Source organism: Streptomyces sp. NPDC042336, assembly GCF_055581985.1.
This window is the reverse complement of record NZ_JBVJEA010000001.1, coordinates 312423-337115: the sequence shown is the minus strand read 5'-3', so window position 1 is coordinate 337115 and position 24693 is coordinate 312423. Positions and strand designations below refer to the sequence as shown.

Annotated in this window: 30 protein-coding genes and 1 tRNA gene; 26 read left to right on the top strand and 5 right to left on the bottom strand. The window is 71.0% G+C overall.

The window, feature by feature from the left end; all coding sequences use genetic code 11:
• Positions 1–36 precede the first annotated feature (36 nt).
• Genes desA through ACZ6IM_RS01695 form a run of 4 tightly spaced genes read left to right on the top strand, consistent with a single transcriptional unit; the run spans position 37 to position 5063 of the window.
• Positions 37–1479 carry a lysine decarboxylase DesA gene (desA, locus tag ACZ6IM_RS01710; RefSeq protein ID WP_469553799.1) on the top strand — a complete coding sequence of 481 codons (1443 nt, stop codon included), beginning with the start codon at positions 37–39 and terminating at the stop codon, positions 1477–1479.
• Positions 1463–2743, top strand: coding sequence for a lysine N(6)-hydroxylase/L-ornithine N(5)-oxygenase family protein (locus ACZ6IM_RS01705; protein WP_469553797.1), 1281 nt, complete (start codon positions 1463–1465; stop codon positions 2741–2743). The genes desA and ACZ6IM_RS01705 overlap by 17 nt, the downstream gene beginning before the upstream one ends.
• A complete protein-coding gene (locus ACZ6IM_RS01700) occupies positions 2740–3294 on the top strand; it encodes a GNAT family N-acetyltransferase (protein WP_052838021.1) in 555 nt (184 codons plus the stop codon). The genes ACZ6IM_RS01705 and ACZ6IM_RS01700 overlap by 4 nt, the downstream gene beginning before the upstream one ends.
• Positions 3291–5063 carry an IucA/IucC family protein gene (locus ACZ6IM_RS01695; RefSeq protein WP_052838020.1) on the top strand — a complete coding sequence of 591 codons (1773 nt, stop codon included), beginning with the start codon at positions 3291–3293 and terminating at the stop codon, positions 5061–5063. Before ACZ6IM_RS01700 ends, ACZ6IM_RS01695 begins: the two co-directional genes overlap by 4 nt.
• 79 nt (positions 5064–5142) lie before the next feature.
• On the opposite strand, the gene ACZ6IM_RS01690 is transcribed toward ACZ6IM_RS01695, so the two are convergent.
• A complete protein-coding gene (locus ACZ6IM_RS01690) occupies positions 5143–6750 on the bottom strand; it encodes a beta-N-acetylhexosaminidase (protein WP_469553794.1) in 1608 nt (535 codons plus the stop codon).
• 114 nt (positions 6751–6864) lie between these two features.
• On the opposite strand from ACZ6IM_RS01690, the gene ACZ6IM_RS01685 reads away from it, so the two are divergent.
• The gene (locus ACZ6IM_RS01685; RefSeq protein ID WP_052838018.1) at positions 6865–7758 is read left to right on the top strand and encodes a DUF4429 domain-containing protein; all 894 of its coding nucleotides are present in this window, start codon (positions 6865–6867) and stop codon (positions 7756–7758) included.
• Positions 7759–7786: 28 nt separating this feature from the next.
• Here ACZ6IM_RS01685 and ACZ6IM_RS01680 read toward each other — a convergent pair whose 3' ends face one another.
• Positions 7787–9349, bottom strand: coding sequence for a purple acid phosphatase family protein (locus ACZ6IM_RS01680; protein WP_469553791.1), 1563 nt, complete (start codon positions 9347–9349; stop codon positions 7787–7789).
• A 165-nt stretch (positions 9350–9514) separates the two neighbouring features.
• Between ACZ6IM_RS01680 and ACZ6IM_RS01675 the strand changes: the two genes are divergently transcribed.
• Positions 9515–9772, top strand: a complete 258-nt coding sequence (locus tag ACZ6IM_RS01675; protein WP_003976012.1) for a hypothetical protein — start codon at positions 9515–9517, stop codon at positions 9770–9772.
• Between the two features lie 51 nt (positions 9773–9823).
• Positions 9824–11641, top strand: coding sequence for a glutamine--fructose-6-phosphate transaminase (isomerizing) (glmS, locus tag ACZ6IM_RS01670; protein ID WP_052838016.1), 1818 nt, complete (start codon positions 9824–9826; stop codon positions 11639–11641).
• An 82-nt stretch (positions 11642–11723) separates the two neighbouring features.
• On the opposite strand, the gene ACZ6IM_RS01665 is transcribed toward glmS, so the two are convergent.
• The gene (locus ACZ6IM_RS01665) at positions 11724–12251 is read right to left on the bottom strand and encodes a universal stress protein (protein WP_052838015.1); all 528 of its coding nucleotides are present in this window, start codon (positions 12249–12251) and stop codon (positions 11724–11726) included.
• A 295-nt stretch (positions 12252–12546) separates the two neighbouring features.
• Between ACZ6IM_RS01665 and ACZ6IM_RS01660 the strand changes: the two genes are divergently transcribed.
• The 5 genes from ACZ6IM_RS01660 to ACZ6IM_RS01640 all read left to right on the top strand — a co-directional run bounded on the left by ACZ6IM_RS01660 (position 12547) and on the right by ACZ6IM_RS01640 (position 16997).
• Entirely contained in the window at positions 12547–12825 is a 279-nt protein-coding gene (locus ACZ6IM_RS01660) for a hypothetical protein (protein WP_469553789.1), read from the top strand.
• A gap of 386 nt (positions 12826–13211) precedes the next feature.
• The gene (locus tag ACZ6IM_RS01655; RefSeq protein WP_052838013.1) at positions 13212–14405 is read left to right on the top strand and encodes a helix-turn-helix domain-containing protein; all 1194 of its coding nucleotides are present in this window, start codon (positions 13212–13214) and stop codon (positions 14403–14405) included.
• Between the two features lie 380 nt (positions 14406–14785).
• The gene (gene orn / locus ACZ6IM_RS01650) at positions 14786–15385 is read left to right on the top strand and encodes an oligoribonuclease (RefSeq protein WP_052838012.1); all 600 of its coding nucleotides are present in this window, start codon (positions 14786–14788) and stop codon (positions 15383–15385) included.
• A gap of 122 nt (positions 15386–15507) precedes the next feature.
• Positions 15508–15580, top strand: a tRNA-His gene (locus ACZ6IM_RS01645).
• Positions 15581–15701: 121 nt separating this feature from the next.
• On the top strand, positions 15702–16997 hold the full coding sequence (locus tag ACZ6IM_RS01640) for a tyrosine-type recombinase/integrase (protein WP_469553787.1): 1296 nt from the start codon (positions 15702–15704) through the stop codon (positions 16995–16997).
• 61 nt (positions 16998–17058) lie between these two features.
• Here the strand turns inward: ACZ6IM_RS01640 and ACZ6IM_RS01635 are convergent, their stop codons facing one another.
• Both ACZ6IM_RS01635 and ACZ6IM_RS01630 read right to left on the bottom strand, forming a co-directional pair.
• On the bottom strand, positions 17059–17322 hold the full coding sequence (locus ACZ6IM_RS01635) for a hypothetical protein (RefSeq protein WP_469553785.1): 264 nt from the start codon (positions 17320–17322) through the stop codon (positions 17059–17061).
• Between the two features lie 209 nt (positions 17323–17531).
• On the bottom strand, positions 17532–17954 hold the full coding sequence (locus ACZ6IM_RS01630; protein ID WP_469553783.1) for a hypothetical protein: 423 nt from the start codon (positions 17952–17954) through the stop codon (positions 17532–17534).
• Between the two features lie 261 nt (positions 17955–18215).
• Here ACZ6IM_RS01630 and ACZ6IM_RS01625 point away from each other — a divergent pair, with 261 nt between their 5' ends.
• The 14 genes from ACZ6IM_RS01625 (at position 18216) to ACZ6IM_RS01560 (ending at position 24692) form a co-directional block, all read left to right on the top strand.
• Positions 18216–18491, top strand: coding sequence for a helix-turn-helix domain-containing protein (locus ACZ6IM_RS01625; RefSeq protein WP_469553782.1), 276 nt, complete (start codon positions 18216–18218; stop codon positions 18489–18491).
• On the top strand, positions 18488–18766 hold the full coding sequence (locus tag ACZ6IM_RS01620) for a helix-turn-helix domain-containing protein (RefSeq protein WP_469553780.1): 279 nt from the start codon (positions 18488–18490) through the stop codon (positions 18764–18766). The genes ACZ6IM_RS01625 and ACZ6IM_RS01620 overlap by 4 nt, the downstream gene beginning before the upstream one ends.
• A gap of 93 nt (positions 18767–18859) precedes the next feature.
• Positions 18860–19579 carry a hypothetical protein gene (locus ACZ6IM_RS01615; RefSeq protein ID WP_469553778.1) on the top strand — a complete coding sequence of 240 codons (720 nt, stop codon included), beginning with the start codon at positions 18860–18862 and terminating at the stop codon, positions 19577–19579.
• Entirely contained in the window at positions 19576–20160 is a 585-nt protein-coding gene (locus tag ACZ6IM_RS01610) for a hypothetical protein (protein ID WP_469553776.1), read from the top strand. The genes ACZ6IM_RS01615 and ACZ6IM_RS01610 overlap by 4 nt, the downstream gene beginning before the upstream one ends.
• Complete coding sequence (locus ACZ6IM_RS01605) at positions 20157–20444, top strand: hypothetical protein (RefSeq protein WP_469553774.1); 288 nt, start codon at positions 20157–20159, stop codon at positions 20442–20444. Before ACZ6IM_RS01610 ends, ACZ6IM_RS01605 begins: the two co-directional genes overlap by 4 nt.
• Entirely contained in the window at positions 20435–21043 is a 609-nt protein-coding gene (locus tag ACZ6IM_RS01600; RefSeq protein ID WP_469553773.1) for a hypothetical protein, read from the top strand. Before ACZ6IM_RS01605 ends, ACZ6IM_RS01600 begins: the two co-directional genes overlap by 10 nt.
• Complete coding sequence (locus ACZ6IM_RS01595; RefSeq protein WP_469553771.1) at positions 21043–21387, top strand: hypothetical protein; 345 nt, start codon at positions 21043–21045, stop codon at positions 21385–21387. The genes ACZ6IM_RS01600 and ACZ6IM_RS01595 overlap by 1 nt, the downstream gene beginning before the upstream one ends.
• Positions 21387–21674 carry a hypothetical protein gene (locus ACZ6IM_RS01590; RefSeq protein ID WP_469553769.1) on the top strand — a complete coding sequence of 96 codons (288 nt, stop codon included), beginning with the start codon at positions 21387–21389 and terminating at the stop codon, positions 21672–21674. The genes ACZ6IM_RS01595 and ACZ6IM_RS01590 overlap by 1 nt, the downstream gene beginning before the upstream one ends.
• Positions 21671–22201: a hypothetical protein gene (locus ACZ6IM_RS01585; RefSeq protein WP_469553767.1), complete on the top strand. Its 531-nt coding sequence runs from the start codon at positions 21671–21673 to the stop codon at positions 22199–22201. The genes ACZ6IM_RS01590 and ACZ6IM_RS01585 overlap by 4 nt, the downstream gene beginning before the upstream one ends.
• Positions 22198–22848, top strand: coding sequence for a hypothetical protein (locus tag ACZ6IM_RS01580; RefSeq protein WP_469553766.1), 651 nt, complete (start codon positions 22198–22200; stop codon positions 22846–22848). Before ACZ6IM_RS01585 ends, ACZ6IM_RS01580 begins: the two co-directional genes overlap by 4 nt.
• Entirely contained in the window at positions 22845–23096 is a 252-nt protein-coding gene (locus ACZ6IM_RS01575) for a hypothetical protein (protein WP_469553765.1), read from the top strand. The genes ACZ6IM_RS01580 and ACZ6IM_RS01575 overlap by 4 nt, the downstream gene beginning before the upstream one ends.
• Positions 23093–23599, top strand: a complete 507-nt coding sequence (locus ACZ6IM_RS01570; RefSeq protein WP_469553763.1) for a hypothetical protein — start codon at positions 23093–23095, stop codon at positions 23597–23599. Before ACZ6IM_RS01575 ends, ACZ6IM_RS01570 begins: the two co-directional genes overlap by 4 nt.
• A gap of 86 nt (positions 23600–23685) precedes the next feature.
• Positions 23686–24387 carry a VWA domain-containing protein gene (locus ACZ6IM_RS01565; RefSeq protein WP_469553761.1) on the top strand — a complete coding sequence of 234 codons (702 nt, stop codon included), beginning with the start codon at positions 23686–23688 and terminating at the stop codon, positions 24385–24387.
• Complete coding sequence (locus tag ACZ6IM_RS01560) at positions 24387–24692, top strand: hypothetical protein (RefSeq protein ID WP_469553760.1); 306 nt, start codon at positions 24387–24389, stop codon at positions 24690–24692. Before ACZ6IM_RS01565 ends, ACZ6IM_RS01560 begins: the two co-directional genes overlap by 1 nt.
• Position 24693: the final 1 nt, after the last annotated feature.

The following is a 24693-nucleotide window of genomic DNA, read 5'->3' as shown; positions in this document are numbered from 1 at the left end:
GCCCCTCTCGGACCGTCCCCACCGGAGGACCCCCACATGCGCTCGCACCTGCTCAACGACACCACCGCGGAGCAGTACCGCCGCTCCGTGACCGAAGGAGTCGAGCGGGTGGCCGCCAGAATCGCCACCACCGACCGCCCGTTCACCGGTGTCACGGTCGACGCCCTCTCCCCCCGCATCGACGGGATCGATCTCGACCGGCCCCTGCACGACACGGCCGCGGTCCTCGACGAGCTGGAGGACGTCTACCTGCGCGACGCCGTCTACTTCCACCACCCCCGCTACCTCGCGCACCTCAACTGCCCGGTGGCCATACCGGCGGTGCTCGGCGAGGCGGTCCTGTCCGCCGTCAACTCCTCCCTGGACACCTGGGACCAGTCGGCCGGCGGCACCCTCATCGAGCGCAAGCTCATCGACTGGACGACCGCCCGCATCGGCCTCGGCCCGGCCGCCGACGGCGTGTTCACCTCCGGCGGCACCCAGTCCAACCTCCAGGCGCTGCTTCTGGCCCGCGAGGAGGCGAAAGCCGAATCACTCGCCGACCTCAGGATCTTCGCCTCCGAGGTCAGCCACTTCAGCGTGAGGAAGTCCGCGAAACTGCTCGGCCTCGGCCCCGACGCCGTCGTGTCGGTCCCCGTCGACCGGGACAAGCGCATGCGGACCGTCGCCCTCGCCCGTGAGCTGGAGCGCTGCGCGGCGGACGGCCTGGTCCCCATGGCCGTCGTCGCCACCGGCGGCACCACCGACTTCGGCTCGATCGACCCCCTTCCGGAGATCGCCGGGCTGTGCGAGCAGTACGGCGTGTGGCTGCACGTCGACGCGGCCTACGGCTGCGGGCTGCTGGCCTCCCTGAAGTACCGGGACCGCATCGACGGCATCGAGCGGGCCGACTCGGTCACCGTGGACTACCACAAGTCCTTCTTCCAGCCGGTGAGTTCGTCGGCCGTGCTGGTCCGGGACGCGGCCACGCTGCGCCACGCCACCTACCACGCGGAGTACCTCAACCCCCGCCGCATGGTGCAGGAACGTATCCCCAACCAGGTGGACAAGTCCCTGCAGACCACCCGCCGCTTCGACGCGCTCAAGCTGTGGATGACCCTGCGCGTGATGGGCGCCGACGGCATCGGGCAGCTCTTCGACGAGGTCTGCGACCTGGCCGCCGAGGGCTGGAAACTGCTCGCCGCCGACCCGCGCTTCGACGTCGTGGTCCAGCCGTCCCTCTCCACCCTGGTCTTCCGCTACGTCCCGGCGGCCGTCACCGGCCCCGCCGAGATCGACCGCGCCAACCTGTACGCCCGCAAGGCCCTGTTCGCCTCCGGCGACGCCGTGGTCGCGGGCACCAAGGTGGCCGGACGCCACTACCTGAAGTTCACCCTGCTCAACCCCGAGACGACCACGGCCGACATCGCCGCCGTCCTCGACCTGATCGCCGGCCACGCCGAGCAGTACCTGGGAGACTCCCTTGACCGCGCTTCCTGAAGCCAGCGCCGCGTACGACTTCGTGGGGATCGGCCTCGGCCCCTTCAACCTCGGCCTCGCCTGCCTCACCGAGCCCATCGCCGAGCTGAACGGCGTCTTCCTGGAGTCCAAGCCCGACTTCGAGTGGCACGCCGGGATGTTCCTGGACGGCGCCCACCTCCAGACCCCGTTCATGTCGGACCTGGTCACCCTCGCCGACCCGACCTCGCCGTACTCCTTCCTCAACTACCTGAAGGAGAAGGGCCGGCTGTACTCGTTCTACATCCGGGAGAACTTCTACCCGCTGCGCGTCGAGTACGACGACTACTGCCGCTGGGCCGCGCACAAGCTGGGCAGCGTCCGCTTCTCCACCACGGTCACCGAGGTCACGTACGACGAGCGGGCGGAGCTGTACGCCGTCGCCACGACCTCGGGCGACACCTACCGCGCCCGCCGCCTCGTCCTCGGCACCGGCACCCCGCCGCACATCCCGGAGGCCTGCCGGGGCCTGGCGGGCGACTTCCTCCACAACTCCAGGTACATGCGGCACCGGGCCGAGCTGGTGAAGAAGAAGTCGATCACGCTGGTCGGCAGCGGCCAGTCCGCCGCCGAGATCTACCAGGACCTGCTGAGCGAGATCGACGTCCACGGCTACCGGCTGAACTGGGTGACCCGCTCCCCCCGCTTCTTCCCCCTCGAATACACCAAGCTCACCCTGGAGATGACCTCCCCGGAATACGTGGACTACTACCACGCGCTGCCCGAGGACACCCGCTACCGCCTCACGGCCGAGCAGAAGGGCCTCTTCAAGGGCATCGACGGCGACCTGATCAACGAGATCTTCGACCTGCTCTACCAGAAGGGACTCGCCGGTCCCGTCCCCACCCGTCTGCTGACCAACTCGGCGCTGAGACAGGCCCGGTACGCGGACGGCACCTACACGCTCGGCTTCCGCCAGGAGGAGCAGGGCGAGGACTTCGAGATCGAGACCGAGGGCCTGGTGCTGGCCACCGGCTACCGGTACACCGAGCCGGAGTTCCTCAAGCCCGTCCGCGACCGGCTGCGTTACGACTCCCGGGGCAACTTCGACATCGCCCGCAACTACGCCGTGGACGTCACGGGAGGCGGCGTGTTCCTGCAGAACGCGGGAGTCCACGCCCACAGCGTCACCAGCCCCGACCTGGGCATGGGCGCCTACCGCAACAGCTGCATCGTCCGGGAGCTGCTCGGCCGCGAGTACTACCCGGTGGAGAAGACGATCGCGTTCCAGGAGTTCGCCGTATGAGCCGTATGAGCACCGGCACCGCCGTCGGGGCACTGACCCTGCGCCCCGTCGACCCCCTCGAGGACGCCGTGCTGCTGCACGGCTGGCTCACCCACCCCAAGTCCGCGTTCTGGATGATGCAGGACGCCTCGCTGGTGGACGTGGAGCGGGCGTACATGGAGCTGGCCGCCGACGAGCACCAGCAGGCCCACCTCGGTCTGCACGACGGTGTCCCGGCCTTCCTGACGGAGCGCTACGACCCCGCCCACCGCGAGCTGGTCGGGCTGTACGAGCCCGAGCCGGGCGACGTCGGCATGCACTTCCTGGTCGCGCCGACCGACCGGCCCGTGCACGGCTTCACCCGGGCCGTCATCACCACCGTCATGGCCGAGCTGTTCGCCGACCCGGCGACCCGGCGGGTCGTCGTCGAACCGGACGTCGCCAACACCGCCGTCCACGCCCTGAACGCGGCCGTCGGATTCGTGCCCGAGCGCGAGATCCAGAAGCCGGAGAAGAAGGCCCTGCTGAGTTTCTGCACCCGCGAGCAGTTCGAGAAGGCGGTGTCCGCATGAGCCTCGCCGACGCCGTCGCCCATCTGACCCCCGAGCGCTGGGAGCGGGCCAACCGCCTGCTGGTCCGCAAGGCGCTGGCCGAGTTCACGCACGAGCGGCTGCTGACCCCCGAGTCCGAGGGGCAGGGGGCGTACGCCGTTCGCAGCGACGACGGCAAGACCGCCTACCGCTTCACCGCCACCGTCCGCGCCCTGGACCACTGGCAGGTGGACGCCGCCTCGATCACCCGCCACCGCGAGGGCGCCGAACTACCGCTCGCCGCCCTGGACTTCTTCGTCGAACTGAAGCAGACCCTGGGTCTGAGCGACGAGATCCTCCCGGTCTACCTGGAGGAGATCTCCTCCACCCTCTCCGGGACCTGCTACAAGCTGACCAAGCCGCAGCTCACCTCCGCCGAGCTGGCCCGGAGCGACTTCCAGGCCGTCGAGACCGGCATGACCGAGGGCCACCCCTGCTTCGTCGCCAACAACGGCCGCCTCGGCTTCGGCGTCCACGAGTACCTGTCGTACGCGCCCGAGACCGCGAGCCCGGTCCGGCTGGTGTGGCTGGCGGCGCACCGCTCGCGGGCGGCGTTCACGGCGGGCGTGGGCATCGAGTACGAGTCCTTCGTCCGGGGCGAACTGGGCGCGGCCACCGTCGAGCGCTTCCACGGCGTGCTGCGCGAGCGCGGCCTGGACCCGGACGACTACCTCCTCATCCCGGTCCATCCCTGGCAGTGGTGGAACAAGCTCACCGTCACCTTCGCCGCCGAGGTCGCCCGCGGGTATCTGGTGTGCCTGGGCGAGGGCGACGACGAGTACCTGGCCCAGCAGTCCATCCGCACCTTCTTCAACGCCTCGCACCCCGAGAAGCACTATGTGAAGACGGCCCTGTCCGTCCTCAACATGGGCTTCATGCGCGGTCTGTCGGCGGCGTACATGGAGGCCACCCCGGCCATCAACGACTGGCTCGCCCGGCTGATCGAGGGCGACCCGGTGCTGAAGGGGACGGGGCTGAGCATCATCCGGGAGCGGGCTGCCGTGGGCTACCGGCACCTGGAGTACGAGCAGGCCACCGACCGCTACTCGCCGTACCGCAAGATGCTGGCGGCGCTGTGGCGGGAGAGCCCGGTGCCGTCCCTCCAGGAGGGCGAGACGCTCGCCACCATGGCCTCCCTCGTCCACGTGGACCACGAGGGCGCCTCCTTCGCGGGCGCGCTGATCGAGCGGTCCGGGCTCACGCCGGCCGAGTGGCTGCGGCACTACCTGCGCGCCTACTACGTCCCGCTGCTGCACAGCTTCTACGCCTACGACCTGGTGTACATGCCGCACGGCGAGAACGTGATCCTCGTGCTGGCGGACGGCGTGGTGCGGCGCGCGGTCTACAAGGACATCGCCGAGGAGATCGCGGTGATGGACCCGGACGCCGTGCTGCCGCCGGAGGTCTCCCGCATCGCGGTGGACGTACCGGACGACAAGAAGCTGCTGTCGATCTTCACGGACGTCTTCGACTGCTTCTTCCGGTTCCTCGCCGCCAACCTCGCGGACGAGGGGATCGTGGAGGAGGACACCTTCTGGCGGACGGTCGCGGAGGCCACCCGCGAGTACCAGGAGTCGGTGCCCGAGCTGGCCGACAAGTTCGAGCGGTACGACATGTTCGCGCCGGAGTTCGCGCTGTCCTGCCTCAACCGGCTCCAGCTGCGCGACAACCGGCAGATGGTGGACCTGGCCGACCCGTCCGGCGCGCTCCAGCTGATCGGGAACCTGAGGAACCCGATAGCCGGCCTGTAGGCGGCCGGGCCCCAAGGGCCCCAGCAGACGGGCGGGCACCCCGGAGACGGTCCTCCGGGGTGCCCGTCGTGGCGTCGGATCAGGTCCAGGGCACCTGCGGCGAGCGGTAGTAGTCGATCCCCATCGCCTCCCAGTGCGGTGCCTGCGCGGCGAGCCGCACCTTGTAGGTGTCCCAGTCGTGCGTCGACACCGGGGACCAGCCCAGCTCGGCGACGCCCGGCAGCCTGGGGAAGGCCATGAAGTCCAGCTGGTCCGGGTCGGACAGGGTCTCCGTCCACAGCGGGGCCTCGACCCCGCGCACCGCGTCGGCCGGGGCGCCCGGCAGATAGGCGGCCGGGTCCCAGTCGTAGGACCGCTGCACCTCGACGTAGCCGGCCCAGGACAGGCCGAGCGGGGTGTCCTTGGTGTACTTCATGTCCAGGTACGTCCGGTCGGCCGGGGAGAGGATCAGCCCGGTGCCGTTCCTGGCGGCCTCGGCGACCTCGGCCTTCTCCGCGTCGCTGGTGCGGTCCAGGCCCCAGTACTGGACCAGCGCGCCCTCGGCCGGTTCGGCGCCCGCCAGCTGGTGCCAGCCGACGACCGTCTTGCCGTACTTGGCGACGATCGGCTGCACGCGCTTCATGAACGTCACGAAGTCGGCCTTCGGCGTGGAGTGCGCCTCGTCGCCGCCGATGTGCAGGTAGCGGCCGGGGGTGAGCGCGGCGAGTTCGCCGAGGACGTCGTCCACGAAGTCGTAGGTGACGTCCTTGTCCACGCACAGCGTGCTGAAGCCGACCTTGGTGCCCGTGTAGAGCGGGGGTGCCACCCCGTCGCAGTTCAGCTCGGCGTAGGAGGCGAGGGCGGCGTTGGTGTGGCCCGGCATGTCGATCTCGGGCACGACCTCCAGGTGGCGGGAGGCCGCGTAGCGGACGATCTCCTTGTAGTCCGCCTTGGTGTAGTAACCGCCGGGTCCGCCGCCGACCTCGGTGGAGCCGCCGTAGGTCGCCAGACGCGGCCAGGAGTCGATGGCGATGCGCCAGCCCTGGTCGTCGCTGAGGTGCAGGTGGAGCTTGTTGTACTTGTAGAGGGCCACGCGGTCGATGTAGCGCTTGACCTCGTCGACGCCGAAGAAGTGCCGGGAGACGTCGAGCATGGCGCTGCGCCAGGCATAGCGCGGGGTGTCCTCGATGGTGCCGCCCGCGACCAGCCAGGGGCCGGGCTGCGCGGAGTCCTTCTCGACGGCGGCGGGCAGCAGCTGACGCAGGGTCTGGACGCCGTGGAAGAGACCGGCGGCCTTGCGGGCGGTGATGGTGAGGCCCGAGCGTCCGCTGTCGAGGCGGTAGCCCTCGTCGCCGTACGGGCCCTCGGCCAGGCGCAGTCGTATGCCGCCGTGGCCGTGGGAGGTGACGGGGAGCCGGTATCCGGTGGAGGGCCGCAGCAGGTCCGCGAGGTAGTCGCCGACGCGGCGGGCCTCGCGCGAGTCGTCGACGCGGATGTGGGTGCCGGGAGTGATGCGGTACGGGGCGCCGCCGGGGTCGACTGAGGCGGGGGCCGGGATGACCCGGTCCAGGGGGGTCGGTTCGGCGGCCGTCCTGCGGTCCGGGGCGGCGCCGGCGGTCATGGCGCCGACCGCCGCCACCAGCAGCAGCGATCCCAGCAGCCGGGTGATGCGGGGAGTCGTTCTGTGGTGCCGTCGATGAGGTCTCACGTGCGCTCCCTTCGCGAGGCGTGCAATCAGGGTTTCGGGGACGGGGGTTGAGGACGGGTGCAGACCACTCTCCCGCACCATCACCGCCCGCAGAAGCGATGAAACAATCCCCGCATGGCGGAAATCATCCAGAAGGACGGAACGTGGGTCTTCGACGGCGACGCCCTGCGGCTGACACCCGGGCGGGACAAGAACGTCAGTCTGCTCCGCAGGGAACTGGGTGAACTGCTCGTGCCGCTCGCGGCGTTGGCGGGCATATCGTTCGAGCAGGGGAAGAAGTCGGGGCGGCTCAGGCTGCGGCTGCGGGACGGCGCCGACCCTCTGCTGCACGCGACGGGCGGCCGGCTCACCGAGCCCCACGACCCGTACCAGCTCCTGGTGGAGTCCGACCGGTACGGGGTGGCCGAGTACTTCGTGGACGAGGTGCGCAACGCACTGCTCCTGGACCAGGTCCCGTCCGGCCCGGTGGACGCCTATCTGCTGCCGGGGCCGGCGGTGCCGCTGTCGGTGTCGGCCGGGGACGGTGTCGCGAGCTTCGACGGGGAGCGGGTGCGGCTGGAGTGGAAGTGGCAGGCGGAGGACGCCAAGTCGGCCGCCGGACCGCGCACCCTCCCGCTCGCCGACATCGTCGCCGTGGAGTGGCAGCCGACGGTCGGCCTGGAGAACGGCCACCTCCGGTTCACCGTGCGGGCGGCGCCGGGCAAGGTGCCGCCGAAGTACGACCCCAACGCCGTGGAGCTGTGGGGCTTCAAGAAGGACCCGCTGATGGCCCTGGTGGCCGCGGCCGTACAGGCCCGCCTCCCGCACCCGGCCACCCGCGCGGCCCTGGAGGACGCCCGCGCGGGCGAGGACGCCGCCACGCCCCCGCCCCCACCGAAGCAGGCCGCCGAGGACGACCACGACGCGCTGCTGCGGCGGCTGCGGGAGCTGGGCGAGCTGCACCGCTCCGGGGTGCTGACGGACGAGGAGTTCACCCTGGCGAAGCAGGCGGTCCTGAAGCGGATGTGACCGGATGCCCCGCCGGGCCCCGCGCGTCCTACCGGGCCCGGCGCGCCACCGTGAAGTGGTCGACCGTCTCCCCGGTCTCCGCGATGCCCCGCACCTTCAGGGTCGCCAGCCGCCCCCGGGAGGCGGGCGTCACGTCCACGCGCAGGAAGGAGTAGTCGAGGTAGCGGACCCGGGACCAGGCCACGCTCTCGCTCTGCCGTCCGCCGTCGACGCACACGAAGGACGACACCGACTCGACGTCCTTCTCGTGGCCCTCGTAGCTCTGCTCGGCGCTGAACGCGTACAGGCTCTTGCCGGCCGCGCCCGCCGTGACGTAGACGACGCCGTCCGTCTCGGGGTGGGCGGTGCCGCCGATCGGCAGCTCCTTGGCGACCTCGCCGCCCTTGATGACGTCGGTGCGCTCGTAGACGTGGTTGTGCCCGTTGATCACCAGGTCGACGGTGTACTTCTCGAACAGCGGCACCCACTCGTCGCGGACGCCGCCCTCGGAGGCGTGCGCGGTGGAGGTGCAGTAGGCGCAGTGGTGGAAGAAGACGACGACGAAGTCGATGTCCCGGTCGGCCCGGTACTTCTTGAGCTGCCGTTCCAGCCAGCGGGTCTGGGTGCCGCCGGAGATGCCCAGGTTGGCCGGGATCTCGAAGGAGATGTCGTTGGCGTCCAGGGAGATGACGGCGGTGTTGCCGTGCACGAAGGAGTAGACGCCGGGGAGGTGGTCGGCGTCGGGGCCGTTGTCGGGCAGCTCCCAGCGGGCCCGTTCGCCGCCGTAGCCGTTGGGCGAGTACCAGGCCTCCATGTCGTGGTTGCCGTACGCCACCATCCACGGGACCTGCTTGGCGACCGATTCGGTCTGGTGGAGGAACTGGTCCCACACCCGTGCGTCGAAGCCGGTGTCGGAGGTCTTGCCCTGCCCGGCCGGGTCGCCGTAGGCGATGTCGCCGGCGTGCAGGTGGAAGGCCGGGTTCTGGGCGAGGATCAGGGCGTCGTTGGCGAGTCCGTGGTAGCTGACGCCCTGGTCGCCGAAGGCGGTGAAGGTGAACGGCTCGGAGCGCGCGGGCGCGGTGGTGAAGGTGCCGAGGGTGCCGGCCAGGTGCGGCTCGGCCGGGTCGAATCCGGCGTGGCCGACCCCGTAGTAGTAGGTGCGGCCGGGCTTGAGGCGGGTCAGCCTGGCGTGCAGGTAGTACTGCGTGTGGTCGCCGCTCGCGCCGACCCCGGCCGGGGTGTGCAGCGGGCGCGGCTCGGCGTCGATCTTGTGGGAGAGGTCCCAGGGGTGGGCACCGATGCGGATGAAGGGCTTGTCCACCGCGACCGGGACCTGCCAGGAGACGGTCATCTCGGTGCGCGGGTCGTTGCCGTAGGCGAGGTGGCGGCCGAAGGGGGCGACCAGGGCGCCGTCTACCGTGTCGGTCCCGCCGGGCCGCCGGTTCGGGGTGGCGGCCCGCGCGGTGGCGCCCGGCACGAACACGCCGCCCGCGACGGCACCGAGCGTGACCGCGCCGCCCCTGATCATCGTGCGCCGCGAGAACCTGGAGCGCAGGTACTCGTGCTGCTCCGCCATGCTCATACGGCCGGCCAGCGGCTCGGGAACGCCCATGCGAGGAATGTCCATGGCGTCTGAAACTCGTCTGCTCAGGCAACGAGATTCCGGACGTGAGATGGACGGGCCACGAACAGCCCCTCATGAGAGTTTCAACAGCGACCTGCCCGGAATCGGGCAGGATTCTTGCGCAGCGACCTTCCGTACCCCAGGATCTACCGGGTGCACGACGAACTCGTTGATCATCTGACGCGGTCCACCCCCCTGAGCCGGGGCGAGGCACTGCGCGTGGTCCAGGACGTGCTCGCCTACTTCGACGAGACGACCGAGGAGTACGTCCGTCGCCGCCACCGCGAGCTCCAGGCCCAGGGCCTGGTGAACGCGACGATCTTCGAACGGATCGAGGCGGAACTGAAATACCGGGCGGTCGCACCCCCGGAGCTGTCGCTCCGTCAACTGCGCCGCATCGTCTACGGCTGAGAGGCCGGCTACGGCCGAGAGGCCGAAGAGAGACACGAGGTTTACGGATACATGTGCGGAATCGTCGGATACATCGGCAAGCGTGACGTCGCGCCCCTGCTCCTGGAAGGCCTCCAGCGCCTGGAGTACCGCGGGTACGACTCGGCGGGCATCGTCGTGACCTCCCCGAAGACGGCCGGCCTCAGGATGGTCAAGGCCAAGGGCCGGGTGCGCGACCTGGAGGCCAAGGTCCCGGCGCGCTTCAAGGGGACCACCGGCATCGCCCACACCCGCTGGGCCACCCACGGCGCCCCCTCCGACCTGAACGCCCACCCGCACATGTCGGCCGACAACAAGGTCGCCGTCGTCCACAACGGCATCATCGACAACGCCGCCGACCTGCGCCGCAAGCTGGAGGCGGACGGTGTCGAGTTCCTCTCCGAGACCGACACCGAGGTCCTGGTCCACCTCATCGCCCGCTCCGAGGCCGTCAAGCTGGAGGACAAGGTCCGCGAGACCCTGCGGGTCATCGAGGGCACGTACGGCATCGCCGTGATGCACGCCGACTTCCCCGAGCGCATCGTCGTCGCCCGCAACGGCTCGCCGGTCGTCCTCGGCATCGGCGAGAAGGAGATGTTCGTCGCCTCCGACATCGCCGCGCTGGTCGCCCACACCCGGCAGATAGTCACGCTCGACGACGGCGAGATGGCCACCCTCAAGGCCGACGACTTCCGCACGTACACCACCGAGGGCACCCGCACCACGTCCGAGCCCACCACCGTGGAGTGGGAGGCCGCCTCCTACGACATGGGCGGCCACGACACCTACATGCACAAGGAGATCCACGAGCAGGCCGAGGCCGTGGACCGCGTGCTGCGCGGCCGGATCGACGACCGGTTCTCCACCGTGCACCTCGGCGGCCTCAACCTGGACGCCCGCGACGCGCGTGCCGTGCGCCGCGTGAAGATCCTCGGCTGCGGCACCTCGTACCACGCGGGCCAGATCGGCGCGCAGATGATCGAGGAGCTGGCCCGCATCCCCGCGGACGCCGAGCCGGCCTCCGAGTTCCGCTACCGCAACGCGGTCGTCGACCCCGACACCCTGTACATCGCCGTCTCCCAGTCCGGTGAGACCTACGACGTGCTGGCCGCCGTGCAGGAGCTGAAGCGCAAGGGCGCCCGGGTGCTCGGCATCGTCAACGTGGTCGGTTCGGCGATCGCCCGCGAGGCCGACGGCGGCATGTACGTGCACGCCGGACCCGAGGTCTGCGTCGTGTCCACCAAGTGCTTCACCAACACCTGCGTCGCCTTCGCGCTGCTCGCCCTGCACCTGGGCCGCACCCGCGACCTGTCGGTGCGCGACGGCAAGCGGATCATCGAGGGCCTGCGCAAGCTGCCCGCGCAGATCTCCGAGATGCTGGAGCAGGAGGAGGACATCAAGAAGCTGGCCGCGCAGTACGCCGACGCCCGCTCGATGCTCTTCATCGGCCGCGTGCGGGGCTACCCGGTCGCCCGCGAGGCCTCCCTGAAGCTCAAGGAGGTCTCCTACATCCACGCCGAGGCCTACCCGGCCTCCGAGCTGAAGCACGGCCCGCTCGCCCTGATCGAGCCGGCCCTGCCGACGGTCGCGATCGTGCCGGACGACGACCTGCTGGAGAAGAACCGCGCGGCCATGGAGGAGATCAAGGCCCGCAGCGGCCAGATCCTCGCCGTCGCCCACCAGGAGCAGGAGAAGGCCGACCACACCATCGTCGTCCCGAAGAACGAGGACGAGCTGGACCCGATCCTCATGGGCATCCCGCTCCAGCTCCTCGCGTACCACACGGCCCTGGCCCTGGGCCGGGACATCGACAAGCCCCGCAACCTCGCCAAGTCGGTGACGGTGGAGTAGCCCCGTACGTCGACATCACGACGGCCCCCGCGCGTGGTGACACGCGCGGGGGCCGTTCGGTGCGCCGGAGCCGTCCGCCCTGTCAGGGGATGACCACCACGGGCCGCTTCGCCCGCTTGGCGAGCCGGCCGGCGACGGAGCCGAAGAGGCGGCCGACCAGGCCGTGACTGGAGCCGACGACGATGGCGTCCGCCTCGTACTCCCGCCCCACCTCTTCGAGTTCGTGGCAGATGTCGCCGCCGCGCTCGACGAGGATCCAGGGCACCTCGGCGAGGTAGTCCGCACACGCCAGCTCCAGACCGAGGACCTCGGTGCGGTGGTCGGGCACGTCGACGAAGACCGGGGGTTCGCAGCCGGCCCACACCGTGGTGGGCAGCCGGTTGGCGACGTGCACGATGACCAGGCCGGAACCCAGCCTGGAGGCCATGCCGATGGCGTAGGCGAGGGCGCGCTCGCTGGAGGTGGAGCCGTCGAAGCCGACGACGACGCCGTGCTTGAAGGCTGGATCGCACGACTGGCGTGGCTCGTCGGCCGCCAGGGGCTCGGCCGCCGTAGGTTCGGCGACGGGCCGCTTGCGGTCCGCGGGTTCGAAGAATTCGTGACCGGCCATGGCTGTCTCGGCGTTTTTATCCTCTATGGGGGACAACAGTGTGCGGTGGAGCTGTGTGTCCGGGAATGGTCTTCCCAACCCCATACCCCCAAGGGTACGGCGGCACGCCTCCTTCGCCCAGATCCCGCGGAGGGTCCCCCGCGGGATTCACCGGAGCATGCCCGAGAGGGCGCCCGTAACGCAATGGTTGCTGCTCTGTACAGGCGGTTTGCACAGCATTCAACTGTCCGTGACCGGTCGTGACCGACGCGCCGCGCGGGCGTTGATCTCCATGCCGCCATCCCAGGGAGCACCCGTGTCAGGACCGCACCGTCCCGCCGAACCGACGTCCGGCCCGCCCGGCCGGGACGGCGTCACCGATCTCGTCCGCTGGGCGGCGTTCAGTTGCTTTCTCGTCCCCGTCGCGCTCCTCTGGTACGGCGCCTCCTTCGCGGGCGCCGCCGGCACGGCCTTCGGCCTGGCCGCCGTCACCGGCGTCTGCCGCCTGCTGCTGCGGCGTTCCGAGCGGGTCGCGGCCCGGCCGCGGGCTCGCAGGGGCGGACGGCACGCCGGGGAAAACACACCGGTCGACTGACCGGTTTCCGCGCACAGTTCCGCTTCTTTTCAGCCAACTTCCGCAGGTGGCGCATCCGCACCCCCCACCACCCCCAAACCCCCGTTCCACCTGCACGGAAAGGGTCTGGGGACCCCACCGCACCCTATGCGGATTGGCCACTGACACAAGGCGCACTTCCCAGGGGCTCCCCGGAATGCAACGCTTCGTGATCGACTGCTTCACGCCAAGTTGCCATGTCGACAATGTCCCGAGTGCCGAACCAGCCACCTCGGCGCGGCGGGACACAGTAGATTCGATCTTGACCGTCTACGGCGGGGGACTCGTGCAGGACCGAGGGGAAACGTGTTGGAGCGACAGACCCGAAGGGTGAAGGGCGCCGCGACCACCGAGGGGGGCTTAGCAGTATGAGCCACGACTCCGCTGCCGCGCCGGAAGCCGCGGCCCGGAAGCTTTCCGGGCGACGCCGCAAGGAGATCGTCGCGGTGCTGCTGTTCAGCGGCGGCCCCATCTTCGAGAGTTCCATACCGCTGTCGGTGTTCGGGATCGACCGCCAGGACGCCGGCGTGCCTCGCTACCGCTTGCTGGTGTGCGCCGGCGAGGAGGGCCCTCTGCGGACCACGGGGGGCCTCGAACTCACCGCGCCACAGGGGCTGGAGGCGATCTCGCGCGCGGGCACGGTCGTCGTACCGGCCTGGCGGTCGATCACCTCGCCGCCACCGGAGGAGGCGCTCGACGCGCTGCGCCGGGCGCACGAGGAGGGGGCGCGCATAGTGGGACTGTGCACGGGTGCCTTCGTCCTCGCGGCGGCCGGCCTGCTGGACGGCCGCCCCGCCACCACGCACTGGATGTACGCGCCGACGCTGGCCAAGCGCTATCCGTCCGTGCACGTCGATCCGCGTGAACTGTTCGTGGACGACGGCGACGTGCTGACGTCCGCGGGCACCGCGGCCGGGATCGACCTGTGCCTGCACATCGTGCGCACGGACCACGGCAACGAGGCGGCCGGAGCGCTGGCCCGCCGGCTGGTGGTCCCCCCGCGCCGCAGCGGCGGCCAGGAGCGCTACCTCGACAGGTCTTTACCGGAGGAGATCGGCGCCGACCCGCTCGCCGAGGTCGTCGCCTGGGCGCTGGAGCACCTCCACGAGCAGTTCGACGTGGAGACGCTGGCCGCGCGCGCCTACATGAGCCGCCGCACCTTCGACCGCAGGTTCCGCTCACTGACGGGCAGCGCACCGCTCCAGTGGCTGATCACCCAGCGGGTCCTCCAGGCGCAGCGCCTCCTGGAGACGTCGGACTACTCGGTGGACGAGGTCGCCGGCCGGTGCGGTTTCCGCTCGCCGGTGGCGCTGCGCGGCCACTTCCGCCGCCAGCTGGGTTCGTCCCCGGCCGCCTACCGGGCGGCCTACCGGGCCCGCCGCCCCCAGGCCGACCGCCAGCCGGACCCGGACACCGCCGCGGGAGCCTCCCGGCCCCAGCCCCCGTCCGACCCCGCGGCCGCCCTCCCCCCGGAGAACGCGGTCCCGTTCCAGACCCGCCGCACGGCAACCCCCATGCCGGCGGGCGCGGCAAGCGTCCCGGGCCAGCGCAGCGCCCCGTGACGTGACATGACGCAACACCCGAGCGCCGGACGGGCAGACCACCCCGTCCGGCGTTCCCGTCCCGCCACCGGGCAGACCGCCCCGGCCCGTCGGGGCGTTCCCGTCCGACACCAGGGAGACCGTCTCAGCCCGCCGGGGCGTTCACCTCCGACACCAGGGAGACCGTCTCAGCCCGCCGGGGCGTTCACCTCCGACGCCGGGCCCACCATCCCCGCGCGTCGGGGCGCCCTGTCCGACGCCGGGCAGACCAACTCAGCCCGTCCGGCGTTTGAGGACGAGGCCGTCCAGGCCGAAGCGGGGGTCCGGGGGCGGCAGCCCCCAGCAGCCCCAGCACGGACGCCGGGGACCCGATGAACAGCCGCCCACCGTACAGTGGCCGCATGAACGATCGCATGGTGTGGATCGACTGCGAGATGACCGGCCTCTCGCTGTCCGACGACGCGCTCATCGAGGTTGCCGCCCTCGTCACCGACTCCGAGCTGAACATCCTCGGCGAGGGCGTCGACATCGTCATCCGTCCGCCGGAGCGGGCCCTGGAGACGATGCCGGAGGTGGTGCGCGAGATGCACACCGCGTCCGGACTGCTCGCCGAGCTGGACGGCGGCACGACCCTCGCGGACGCCGAGGCCCAGGTGCTGGCCTATGTGCGGGAGCACGTGAAGGAGCCGGGCAAGGCCCCCCTGTGCGGCAACTCCGTCGGCACCGACCGCGGCTTCCTGCTGCGGGACATGGCGACGCTGGAGGCCTACCTCCACTACCGGATCGTCGACGTCTCCTCGATCAAGGAGCTGGCCCGCCGCTGGTACCCGCGTGCGTACTTCAACAGCCCCGAGAAGAACGGCAACCACCGGGCGCTCGCCGACATCCGCGAATCCATCGCCGAACTGCGCTACTACCGGGAGGCGGTCTTCGTCCCGCAGCCCGGCCCCGACTCCGACACGGCCAGGGCGATCGCCGCGAAGCACGTCGTCGCCGGTTAGGGGCGCGAGCCCCCGGGCGGCGGCCTCCGGAAAGCCGGGCGCGAGCACCCCTTCGGACCCTGTACACTTTTTCTCAGCCGGTCGGGAAACCCCGCCACGCGGGATTTCGAGCACCGGTCTTGGTGGGTGTAGCTCAGCTGGTAGAGCACCTGGTTGTGGTCCAGGATGCCGCGGGTTCAAGTCCCGTCACTCACCCTGAATGATCAAGGGCTGACCTGGAGAAACAGGTCAGCCCTTGATCTAGTTGTGCCTCCTTGGGAACAATCGGGAACACCGCCCCCTCCCCGACGCCCGATTCGGGCCGTATCTTCCCTCCATGGCGAGCATCGTTCCCCGCCCGAGGAAGTCGGGCGAGACCACCTTTCAGGTGAAGTGGCGGCAGGACGGGTCGTGGCAGACCGAGAACTTCGGCGGCGACGAGGGCGAGACACAGGCCGGCCAGTTCCGGGCACTCGTCGAGGCGCACGGCAACCGGTGGCCGCACGGCTGGGTCAAGGGCCGCGGCTTCGTCGAGCCGGACACCAACCCCGACGACGTCGACCTGATCACCTGGGCGCACCGGTACGCCGACGGACTGACTGGCATCGAGGAGCGGACCCGGGCCGACTACAAGCGGGACATCGACCGGCACTTCGCCGGCGTCCTCTACCGCCGGGAGGACGGCACGGAGGTCCGCCTCGGCGGCCTCGTGCACATGCCCGCCGGTGGGGGCGCCGCTGTTCCCGCGACCGTGTGCAACGTCACGGCCGACGACATCCGGGCCTGGGTCCGCACGCAGGAGGACGGCGTGCCGGACCCGACGACGGAGGGCAAGTGGCTGCGCCAGGAGGCAAGCGGCAAGAGCATCGCGAACCGGCACGGCTTGCTGTTCTGCGTCTTCCAGGCCGCGGTGGAGGCATCCCCGCAGCTGCGCCTGGACAACCCGTGCTCGAAGACGAAGCTCCCCCGGGGGGACGACGGCATCGAGGAGGACATGACCTTCCTCGAGCACGACGAGTACGCACGGATCAGCGCCTGCATGCGCGAGGCCGACCCGAACGCGGCGGATCTGGCGGACTTCCTCGTCGGCACCGGACTGCGGTGGGGCGAGGCGTCCGCGCTGCAGGCGCGCGACGTGAACTTGACCCGACGGACGATCAACGTGCAGCGGGCGTGGAAGCGCATGGGAGACGGCTCCACGTTCGAGCTCGGCCCGCCGAAGACGAGGAAGAGCCGGCGCACCCTGGCCCTGTCCGAGGGGCAGATGGAGATGCTGCGGCGGCACCTGCGGGGCAGGCAGCCGGAGGACTTCATCTTCCGGGGCGGGATGGGCAAGGCGTGGCGGCACAGCAACTTCTTCCACCGGAAGTGGCAGCCGGCGGTGAAGGCCGCGATCGAGCGGGGGCTGACGAAGCGGCCGCGGCTGCATGATCTGCGGCACACGCACGTGGCGTGGCTGATCGAGAAGAACATTCCGCTGCCCGCGATCCAGGCGCGGCTCGGGCACGAGTCGATCACGACGACGGTGGACCGGTACGGGCACCTGGTGCGGGCGCTGGACGGGGAGATCGCGGCCGCGGTCGAGGCGGCGATGGGGGCGCCGGCACCGCGGACGTTGCGGACGGTGGTCTAGGAACGCAGCGAGGGCCGCGCGGTGCGCGGCCCTCTGCTGTGCCGGAACGGTTCTGCACCGGCTACACGAGCTGCGGTTCCCCTCCGCCCCAATTCTGGGTCCACGTGCCGCTGCCGACGATGTGGAGCAGGTAGGTGCGCATCTCGCGGAAGCACTGTTCGGTCATGGCTCCCTCGGCGACGAGCCACACGAACTTGCCTTCGCGCTCGGCCGGGAAGACTGCTCGGCCGTCTGGGAGGTCGGGCACGAACTCCATGTCGAAGTCGGCCGCTGGTTGCTGGTCGGCGCTGTGGTTGGTGGACTCCCCCGAGTTGTCCAGTGCCATGACTCCTGGCCCCCTTGCATGAACGCGCACTCATGCCCTGGCCCCCCTCGTCAATGGCGTGGGGCATGAGTGACCTGTGTGAGTGATAGCGCTTCCCAGGCGGATCACTGACTGTGCCATATGGGTTACGGGGTGACCAGAGTTGAACAGGAAGTAGTCGAAAGTCCTACTAACTCTGAGTTAGGCAACCATAAGTCCTGGCCAGAGCCTTACTCGGGCTTGTCGTCCAGGGCCACGTCGGCGAGGCGCGTCAGCCGGTCGAGGTCGGCGTCGTCCATCTCCTCGATGCGGGCGATCCAGACGCGCGCTTTCTCGGAGCGGTTCCAGTGCTCGGCGATGTAGCCCTGGTACTGGGCGCCGACGGCGCGCTGGATCGCGACGAGGGGCAGCCGGAATGCCGCCGCGAGGGCGCGGCACTGCGCCTCGCTGGGTGCGCTGGCGACGCGATTCTTCAGGAGGTTCTCGAGGGTGCCGCGCCTGTAGAGGGGGCCGGCCTCCGGGGCCTGCGGGTCGACGGTCGCGTCGGCCGCCTTGCGGTAGGACAGGCCGAGCTCGGCCATGCGGTCGCGCAGGAGGTCCGACAGGTCGGTCCGCCCTGTCTCCTCGGCAGCAGCCTTGTCGGCCGTCATCATCTCGTCTCCTGGTCACGTAGGCCCGGGGGTTGCCCATGTGGCGCATGTGACGTGGCTGGCATATGCACTGCTCAAGCGACCAACCACCCACGTCGCATGGTCACAGTGTCCAAGATTCATAGGTCTGTGCGCCACCCCCGGCAGAGACCTTGACCAAAACCATCACGACCGACTGTCCAATTATTCTGGACACCACGCCCAATCCCGTGCCACTCTGGTGCTGCCCAACTATTCTGGACGCACTGCCCAAGAGGTATGCACGTGACGCGTGAACCCAGGTATCGCCTGCTCAAGCCGCACACCCTGCGCGACCTCATGAGCCGCACGGGTGACGGTTCCGAGATCAGCGGTCGTGCGCTGGCCTCCGCGGTCGGCATCCCCCACGGCACGATCGAGGGTCTGCTCAACGGCAAGACCAAGACACAGCCCGCCTCGGTCGCCCGCGAGATATGCCGAGTGATCGGCGTGGACGTCGGGTGCCTGTTCGCCGAGACCGGCCGCAAGGTCCCGGACGAGAAGACCGAGGCGCCGGTATGACCCGCCGACTCCGGTACCCGGACGCCGCCGAGATCCTCGGCGTGGAGGAGTCCTGGCTGCGCCGGCACATCAAGCAGCTGCCGCACTCGAAGCTCGGCCGGGTCGTGTACTTCACGGACGCCGACCTCGAGCGGATCGACGCGATCTTCCACCACGAGCCGGACACCGGCCCCTTGGCGGCAGCGCGTACCCCCAGCACCACGGCGACGCCCCACCCGCTCGCCTCCCTGCGCCCCCTGCCGCGCCGCGGCAAGGCACTCGCGAACGTCTCCTGACCCCACGCAAACGGGGCCGTCCAGACCCTTGCCCGGTCCGAACGGCCCCGCTCGAGACGTCGCCTCACATCACCACTCTGAAATGAGGCTCACGTGGAACAGGCTACCCAGCCCACCACGACCACACCGGCTGAGACCACCGAGCAGGACGCCGGCCGCGCCGCCTACGAGCGGGCCCGCGCCCTCGCCGACCGCCTGGTCACCAGGGTTCAGGTCTTGCCGACTTCCGTCGACATCCACCGCTACCTCACCGCCGAGGCCTTCGCCGTCCGCCTGCACTTCGGCACCGGCCTCGACGCCGGCCGCGGTGTCCTCGCGGCCGCCACCCTGCTCAACTCCGAGGTCCTCCGTGAGGACGAGCGGACCGGCTGGTGGGGAGGCACCGTCTGGATCGAGACGAAGACCATCGTCGACGGTGTCGAGGTCCTCGCCCGCGCGCTGACGAACACCGAGGACGCCGACGCTCTCCTGCCATCCGCCACCCCGGCGTCGGCCGAGGAGAGCGCCGAGGCTCCGGGCGAGGTGACGCAGCCGATGCCCACCGTCAGCGCCGACCCCGCCGCCGCCGTCGTCCCGGCCATCACCCCGGTTGTTCCGCTCGCCGCCATGAAGACCGCGGCCGCGCCGACCCCGGCCGCCGACCAGGACGACGAGGCGCGCTGCGTCAAGTGCGGCTGCACCGAGGACAGGGCCTGTGCCAGTGGCTGCTACTGGGTCCCCAACGAGCAGCAGGTCGACCTGTGCAGCGCCTGCGCCACCCCACAGCAGCTCGCCGCCATGGTCTTCGCCCCGGTCACGGAGACCCGCGCATGAGCCGGGGGGTGCAGCACCGGCTGCGCTTCCGCCTCGAGCTCGCCACCCAGATGCTGGACCTGCCGCTGACCGGCGAGCAGCTCGAGCGCCTGGCCGTCGAGCTCGCCCCCGCCGTCAAGGCGATCGTCGCCGAAGAGATGGAGGCGCACGCGGAGACGGTGCCCGTCGCCTACGGCGTCGTCCGTACCGACCTCGACGCGCAGGCCGGCGTGCACACCACCACCTATGCCGGGTGCACCGCACGCATCGGTACCGAGGTCGACCTGGAGTCTCCGGCGGCGTTACTCGCTGCCGAGCTCCGCGGGCGGCAGCCCGACGTCATCGCGACCGACGTCGCCTCCGCCACGTATCTGGGCCTGACGGTGCGGCCGCAGTCCCTGAACGCGTGGCGGTGGTGGATCGACAAGCTCGGCGTCCACCCCGACGCGGTCACGCGCCAGGACGACGCGGTCTTCGCCATGGGCGTGGTCGGCGACGTCGCCGTCGCGCTGTGCGGCGAGGGCGTGCCGACCCTCATGGTCGACGAGGGCGCGGCCCGGCTCATGGGCCTGCTCGCCGAGACCGACGAGGCCCCGGCATGAGCGGCACCACGTTCGCCGTCGAGTGGCTGCGCTCCGGCGGCATGGCGGCCGGCACCTGGACGGTCCTCGCCGTCCTGGTCAAGGTCGCCGCTGACCGCAGCGACCCGGGCCCCGCCGTCCGCCCGTCGGCCGAGCCCGCCCCGGGCCCGGCCACGGCGGCCGCCCCGCCTCGCCCCTCGTTCCCGCCGTCGACCGCCCGGCACGCCGGCCCGCCCGCCCTGGACGAAGTCCGCCTCCTCACCGCCGCATCCGTCTCCCTCAGCAAGAGGACCGCATGGACCTGATCACCGAGACCTACCTGGGGTGGGAACCCCTCACCCACACCGTCGACTGCACCGACCCCAGCTGGGACGACGTCGAGATCCGGCGCACCGAGGGCATCCGCCCCCAGTCCACCGGCACCGACCACCACACCTGCGCCCACCCGAACTGCGAGCACGCCGACAGCTTCCGCCGGGTGCAGCTGCGGATGGTCTGCCGGGGCTGCGGCACCGTGCGCATCATCAGCGGCGAGGGCCTGACCGAGGTCTACTCCACCACCCAGAACACGGGTTGGGGCCAGGCCCCCACCCAGTGCGGCGGCGTGTGGCTATGGCCCGGCCGCCCCGCCGCCCCCGGCGCCGACCCGCACGAGTACCTCGTCACCCTGCAGGGCTCGGCCCTCACCCCGGACACCCTGTACGGGATCATCACCGGCTACCGCGACAGCAGCGGCGCCCGCGTGTGGATGGCCGGCGCCGAGCCCGACCCCGACGGCGCCCACCAGATCTCCACCCTCCGCTGGCGCCACGCCTCCAACGCGTACGCGTCCGTCGAGGAGGCGGCCGAGTTCCTCGACATCACCGCCCGATTCCCGCACCGCCCCGTGGTGGTGACCGTCTGATGCCGAACAAGCCCACCACCCAGGTGACGATCAGCATCGACGTCGACCTCACCAACCTCGCCCGTGTGCCGGACGACCGCCTCGCGATGCTGTGGCACGCCGCTCAGTTCAACCCGGCGCCGTTCGGTGACGAGATGGCGGGCGAGCTCGTCACGAAGATCGGGTGGGAGATCATCCGCCGCTGGCTCAGCCAGACCCCGCCGGCGATGTACCACCACCAGCAGCACCACCACCACTGGCACCACCTCACGCGCTTCGCGGTCTACCGCGATGGCGAGTGGCAGCTGGACCCGGACAAGGTGGCCAACGAGCAGGCGGCGGTCGCCGAGGACGGTGACCGCTGATGACGAAGACCAACAAGCCCCGCAAGAGCTCTCCGCGCTTCGAGTTCAACGGGGGTCTCGTCGGCCGGCCGCGCGCGGCCGCGAACACTGCAGTGGTCGAGCCGTGCACGGTCGACGGCTGCGGGATCACCGCCGACCAGCCCCGCCCCGCGCCGGCCATGACCCGCGTCGAGGTGCCCGGCACCGGGGAGCCCGCCCGCTGGTACTGCCCCGGCCGCTGCTCCGCGATCGGCCGGGCCCTCGCCGAGGTCCGCGGCATCGACCGCCCGGGCGGTGAGGCCGCGTGATCTCCCGTACGGACACGATCGCCGCGGTGCTGCGCCGCCCGCGCCTGACCCGGCCGATTGTCGCGCACGAGCTGCGCGAGCGCCTGGTCCAGGGCCTCGAGCCCGGCGGTACCACGACGGACTGGACGGCGACCGTGCCGCAGCTGGCCGAGGCCATCAACGCCCGGCTCGAGGAGCGCGAGCAGAAGGACACCCGAGGCCGCGCCCAGCGGCCGGCGGGCGGCGCCACTGCTCGCGCGGAGATCCTCGCGGTCCTCGAGTCGGCCGGCTACAACGCGGCGGCCGCCGCCGAGCTCCTGGCCCGCGCGCACCGCGAGCCCCGCACCGATCCGGCGGACACGGAGTTCCGGGAGACGTTGGCGGGCGGTCACGCCCTGGTCGTCGAGTACGGGGACTGCGAGTTCCACGGCTCGTGCCAGTGCGGCCGCCGCCTCGGCACCGTCACCCAGTCCACGCCGGTCGACGTGCTCGCCGCGAAGTGGGAGCGCCACACCTGCACGGAGCTCACGGAGGTGGCGAGCCGGTGACCCCCGACACGATCCGCGTCCTCGGCCAGATCGAACGGGGCGAGATCTGGTGCGGCCCCGACGCCGCCCGCGCGATCGCCGCCCGCCACGAGACCCAGTACGGCCGGGCCTGGGCCCGCCCCACCACCGACACCGGACGGAGCGTCATGACGCCGCGCACCCTGCCCCACGACGACTACATCACCGCCGTCTCCGAGTCCCTCGACAAGGCCGGCCTCGAGGTGAAGGACGGCCGCACCGACGACTGCGAGACCCGCGGCACGTACTGCTACCTCAACGCCGTCATCGAGCTGGACATGGTGAGCGTCGGCCTGCAGGACGAGCGGCCCGGGCTGCTGCTGATCTGGGAGTGGCACACCGGTCGCGAGGCCGACGACGGTGAGCCGGACCGCGGCCCGGTCTGGAAGTTCGCCGAGCTCAAGGACGACGGCTCCTGCGAGTACCCCACGGACCTGCCGGTGTACGGGTACGCCGACCCGGCCGCCGTCGTCGACGCCACCCGCAAGGTCATCGCCTCCGAGATCCTGCCGGGCGACTTCTTCAACGTCGGTCAGTGGCGCGGCTGGACCGGCGGGATCATCGGCGGCTCCTGGGAGAACGCCGACCAGCTCGAGGCCGCCTGCGCCGAGTGGGACGCGCGCGAGTGACCGCCGACGCACCACGCGTTCCCGGCGTCGCCGGGGTGTGCGGGGTCCGTGCCGACGAGCACGACACCGAATCCCACCTCTACCCGTGCGGCTGGCGCTGCGTGCTGCACACCCCGAACGCCATGGCCGGTCGGCCCGAGCCCCCACCGGGCGAGGGCTGGCCCGCCCACCGCCGTCCCCCACACGGCACCGATCCCGAGGCTGCTGCCCCCACCAGCACCGAGCACAGGCAGGACGAGACCCGATGACCGCACCGGCCCAGCCCCGCAGCGTCCCGACCCCCGGCGACGTCTTCCCCCGCCCGGCCGCCACCAAGCAGCCCACCCCCGCTCCGGCTCCCGCGCCGGTGCCGGAGCCCAAGCCGGTGCCGGCACCGGAGCCGACCACGGTGGCGGAGTCCATCGCGCCGGGCAAGCTGAAGCCGGGCGAGGTCCTGCGCCAGCTGTACCAGCAGGCCATGCGCAGCAGCCGCATGAAGCCGCACTCCCGCCTCCTCGCGCTCACCCTCCTCGGCTACGCCGACCACAAGGACGGCCGCCTCACCTACGAGCCGACCGTGGCCCAGCTCTCCTACGCCACCGGCCTCACCGACGGCCAGGTCAGGGCTCAGCTGCAGGTCCTCACCGAGCGCGGCTGGCTCGACCGGCGCAAGCCCCGCGGCGGCGCCCGCTCCGGCCGCGTCGTCGGCCAGCTCCTCATCCCGGCCCTGGTCCTCGCCCAGCTCCGCAACCGCAAGGCCCACGCCAACTGATCACCCCACGAGCTGCCGGGCGGGCGCTGACCACGCCGCGCCCGCCCGGCACCCACCCCAACCCGCAACCTGATCAAGGAGAACCAGTGCTCTCGCTCAGCAAGGTCGAGGCCCAGGCACCCGCCCTCGTCAACCTCGCCAAGTCCGCCGCCGTCAGCCTCGCCAAGCACGGCATCGCCGGTCAGCAGGCCGCCGTGTACCTCGTCGTCGACCGCTCGTACTCGATGCACGAGTACTACGCGGACGGCAGCGTGCAGCACCTCGCCGACCAGGCCCTCGGCCTGTCCGTCAACGTGGACGACGACGGCGTCGTCCCCCTCGTCTTCTTCGACACCCGCCCCTACCCCGTTGTCGACGTCCACCTGACCGAGTACCAGGGCGTCGTGGCGCGGCAGCACGAACTGTTCGGCGGGGACCACACGATGGGCGGCACCAACTACGCCGCCGCCATGCAGATCGTCGTCGAGCACTACGCCAGCGCCGCCAGCAACGATCCGGCCCTGGTCATCTTCCAGACCGACGGCGCACCGCAGGACGCCAGCGTTGCCGCGCAGCTCCTCAGCCGCTACGCCCACCGCCCGCTGTTCTGGGCGTTCGTCGGCTTCGGCCCCCGGGAGGTGCCGTTCCTGCAGCGCCTCGACACGCTCGCCGGCCGGGTCGTGGACAACGCCTCCTACTTCCACGCCGGCGCCCTGCCGAAGAGCATCCCCGACAGCGCCCTGTACGACGGGATCACCGGCGAGTTCGCCCAGTGGCTGCCCGCCGCCCGCGCCGCCGGCGTCCTGTGATGCGGCGCCCCCTCGCCGCGTTCGGCGCGGCCCTCGCCGCCACGGCGCTGCTGCTGACCGCTGCCTGCTCGTCCGACCAGGAGCAGGGCCCGGCCGGCCGGGTGGTCGCCAAGGAGCGGGACCAGGAGTGCCGCACCGTCACGACCGGCACCGGCGCGAAGAAGAAGTCCAGCCGCGACTGCCACTGGGAGTACGAGCTCACCACCCGCGACAAGGCCGGTGACGAGCACGAGTTCGAGGTCCCGGCCGACGTCTACGACGACTGCCGCCGCGGCTCCGCCTACCCCTCCTGCATCAACCGCTGAC

What these genes read in the sequence shown, in the direction of transcription:
- ACZ6IM_RS01680 (WP_469553791.1), bottom strand. Translation starts at nt 9,349, where the DNA reads ATGGGCGTTCCCGAGCCGCTGGCCGGCCGTATGAGCATGGCGGAGCAG.
- ACZ6IM_RS01600 (WP_469553773.1), top strand. Translation starts at nt 20,435, where the DNA reads ATGGACCTGATCACCGAGACCTACCTGGGGTGGGAACCCCTCACCCAC.
- ACZ6IM_RS01560 (WP_469553760.1), top strand. Translation starts at nt 24,387, where the DNA reads ATGCGGCGCCCCCTCGCCGCGTTCGGCGCGGCCCTCGCCGCCACGGCG.
- ACZ6IM_RS01655 (WP_052838013.1), top strand. Translation starts at nt 13,212, where the DNA reads ATGAGCCACGACTCCGCTGCCGCGCCGGAAGCCGCGGCCCGGAAGCTT.
- orn (WP_052838012.1), top strand. Translation starts at nt 14,786, where the DNA reads ATGAACGATCGCATGGTGTGGATCGACTGCGAGATGACCGGCCTCTCG.
- ACZ6IM_RS01630 (WP_469553783.1), bottom strand. Translation starts at nt 17,954, where the DNA reads ATGATGACGGCCGACAAGGCTGCTGCCGAGGAGACAGGGCGGACCGAC.
- ACZ6IM_RS01570 (WP_469553763.1), top strand. Translation starts at nt 23,093, where the DNA reads ATGACCGCACCGGCCCAGCCCCGCAGCGTCCCGACCCCCGGCGACGTC.
- ACZ6IM_RS01590 (WP_469553769.1), top strand. Translation starts at nt 21,387, where the DNA reads ATGACGAAGACCAACAAGCCCCGCAAGAGCTCTCCGCGCTTCGAGTTC.
- ACZ6IM_RS01605 (WP_469553774.1), top strand. Translation starts at nt 20,157, where the DNA reads ATGAGCGGCACCACGTTCGCCGTCGAGTGGCTGCGCTCCGGCGGCATG.
- ACZ6IM_RS01620 (WP_469553780.1), top strand. Translation starts at nt 18,488, where the DNA reads ATGACCCGCCGACTCCGGTACCCGGACGCCGCCGAGATCCTCGGCGTG.
- ACZ6IM_RS01700 (WP_052838021.1), top strand. Translation starts at nt 2,740, where the DNA reads ATGAGCCGTATGAGCACCGGCACCGCCGTCGGGGCACTGACCCTGCGC.
- desA (WP_469553799.1), top strand. Translation starts at nt 37, where the DNA reads ATGCGCTCGCACCTGCTCAACGACACCACCGCGGAGCAGTACCGCCGC.
- ACZ6IM_RS01595 (WP_469553771.1), top strand. Translation starts at nt 21,043, where the DNA reads ATGCCGAACAAGCCCACCACCCAGGTGACGATCAGCATCGACGTCGAC.
- ACZ6IM_RS01635 (WP_469553785.1), bottom strand. Translation starts at nt 17,322, where the DNA reads ATGGCACTGGACAACTCGGGGGAGTCCACCAACCACAGCGCCGACCAG.
- ACZ6IM_RS01665 (WP_052838015.1), bottom strand. Translation starts at nt 12,251, where the DNA reads ATGGCCGGTCACGAATTCTTCGAACCCGCGGACCGCAAGCGGCCCGTC.
- ACZ6IM_RS01695 (WP_052838020.1), top strand. Translation starts at nt 3,291, where the DNA reads ATGAGCCTCGCCGACGCCGTCGCCCATCTGACCCCCGAGCGCTGGGAG.
- ACZ6IM_RS01685 (WP_052838018.1), top strand. Translation starts at nt 6,865, where the DNA reads ATGGCGGAAATCATCCAGAAGGACGGAACGTGGGTCTTCGACGGCGAC.
- ACZ6IM_RS01640 (WP_469553787.1), top strand. Translation starts at nt 15,702, where the DNA reads ATGGCGAGCATCGTTCCCCGCCCGAGGAAGTCGGGCGAGACCACCTTT.
- ACZ6IM_RS01610 (WP_469553776.1), top strand. Translation starts at nt 19,576, where the DNA reads ATGAGCCGGGGGGTGCAGCACCGGCTGCGCTTCCGCCTCGAGCTCGCC.
- glmS (WP_052838016.1), top strand. Translation starts at nt 9,824, where the DNA reads ATGTGCGGAATCGTCGGATACATCGGCAAGCGTGACGTCGCGCCCCTG.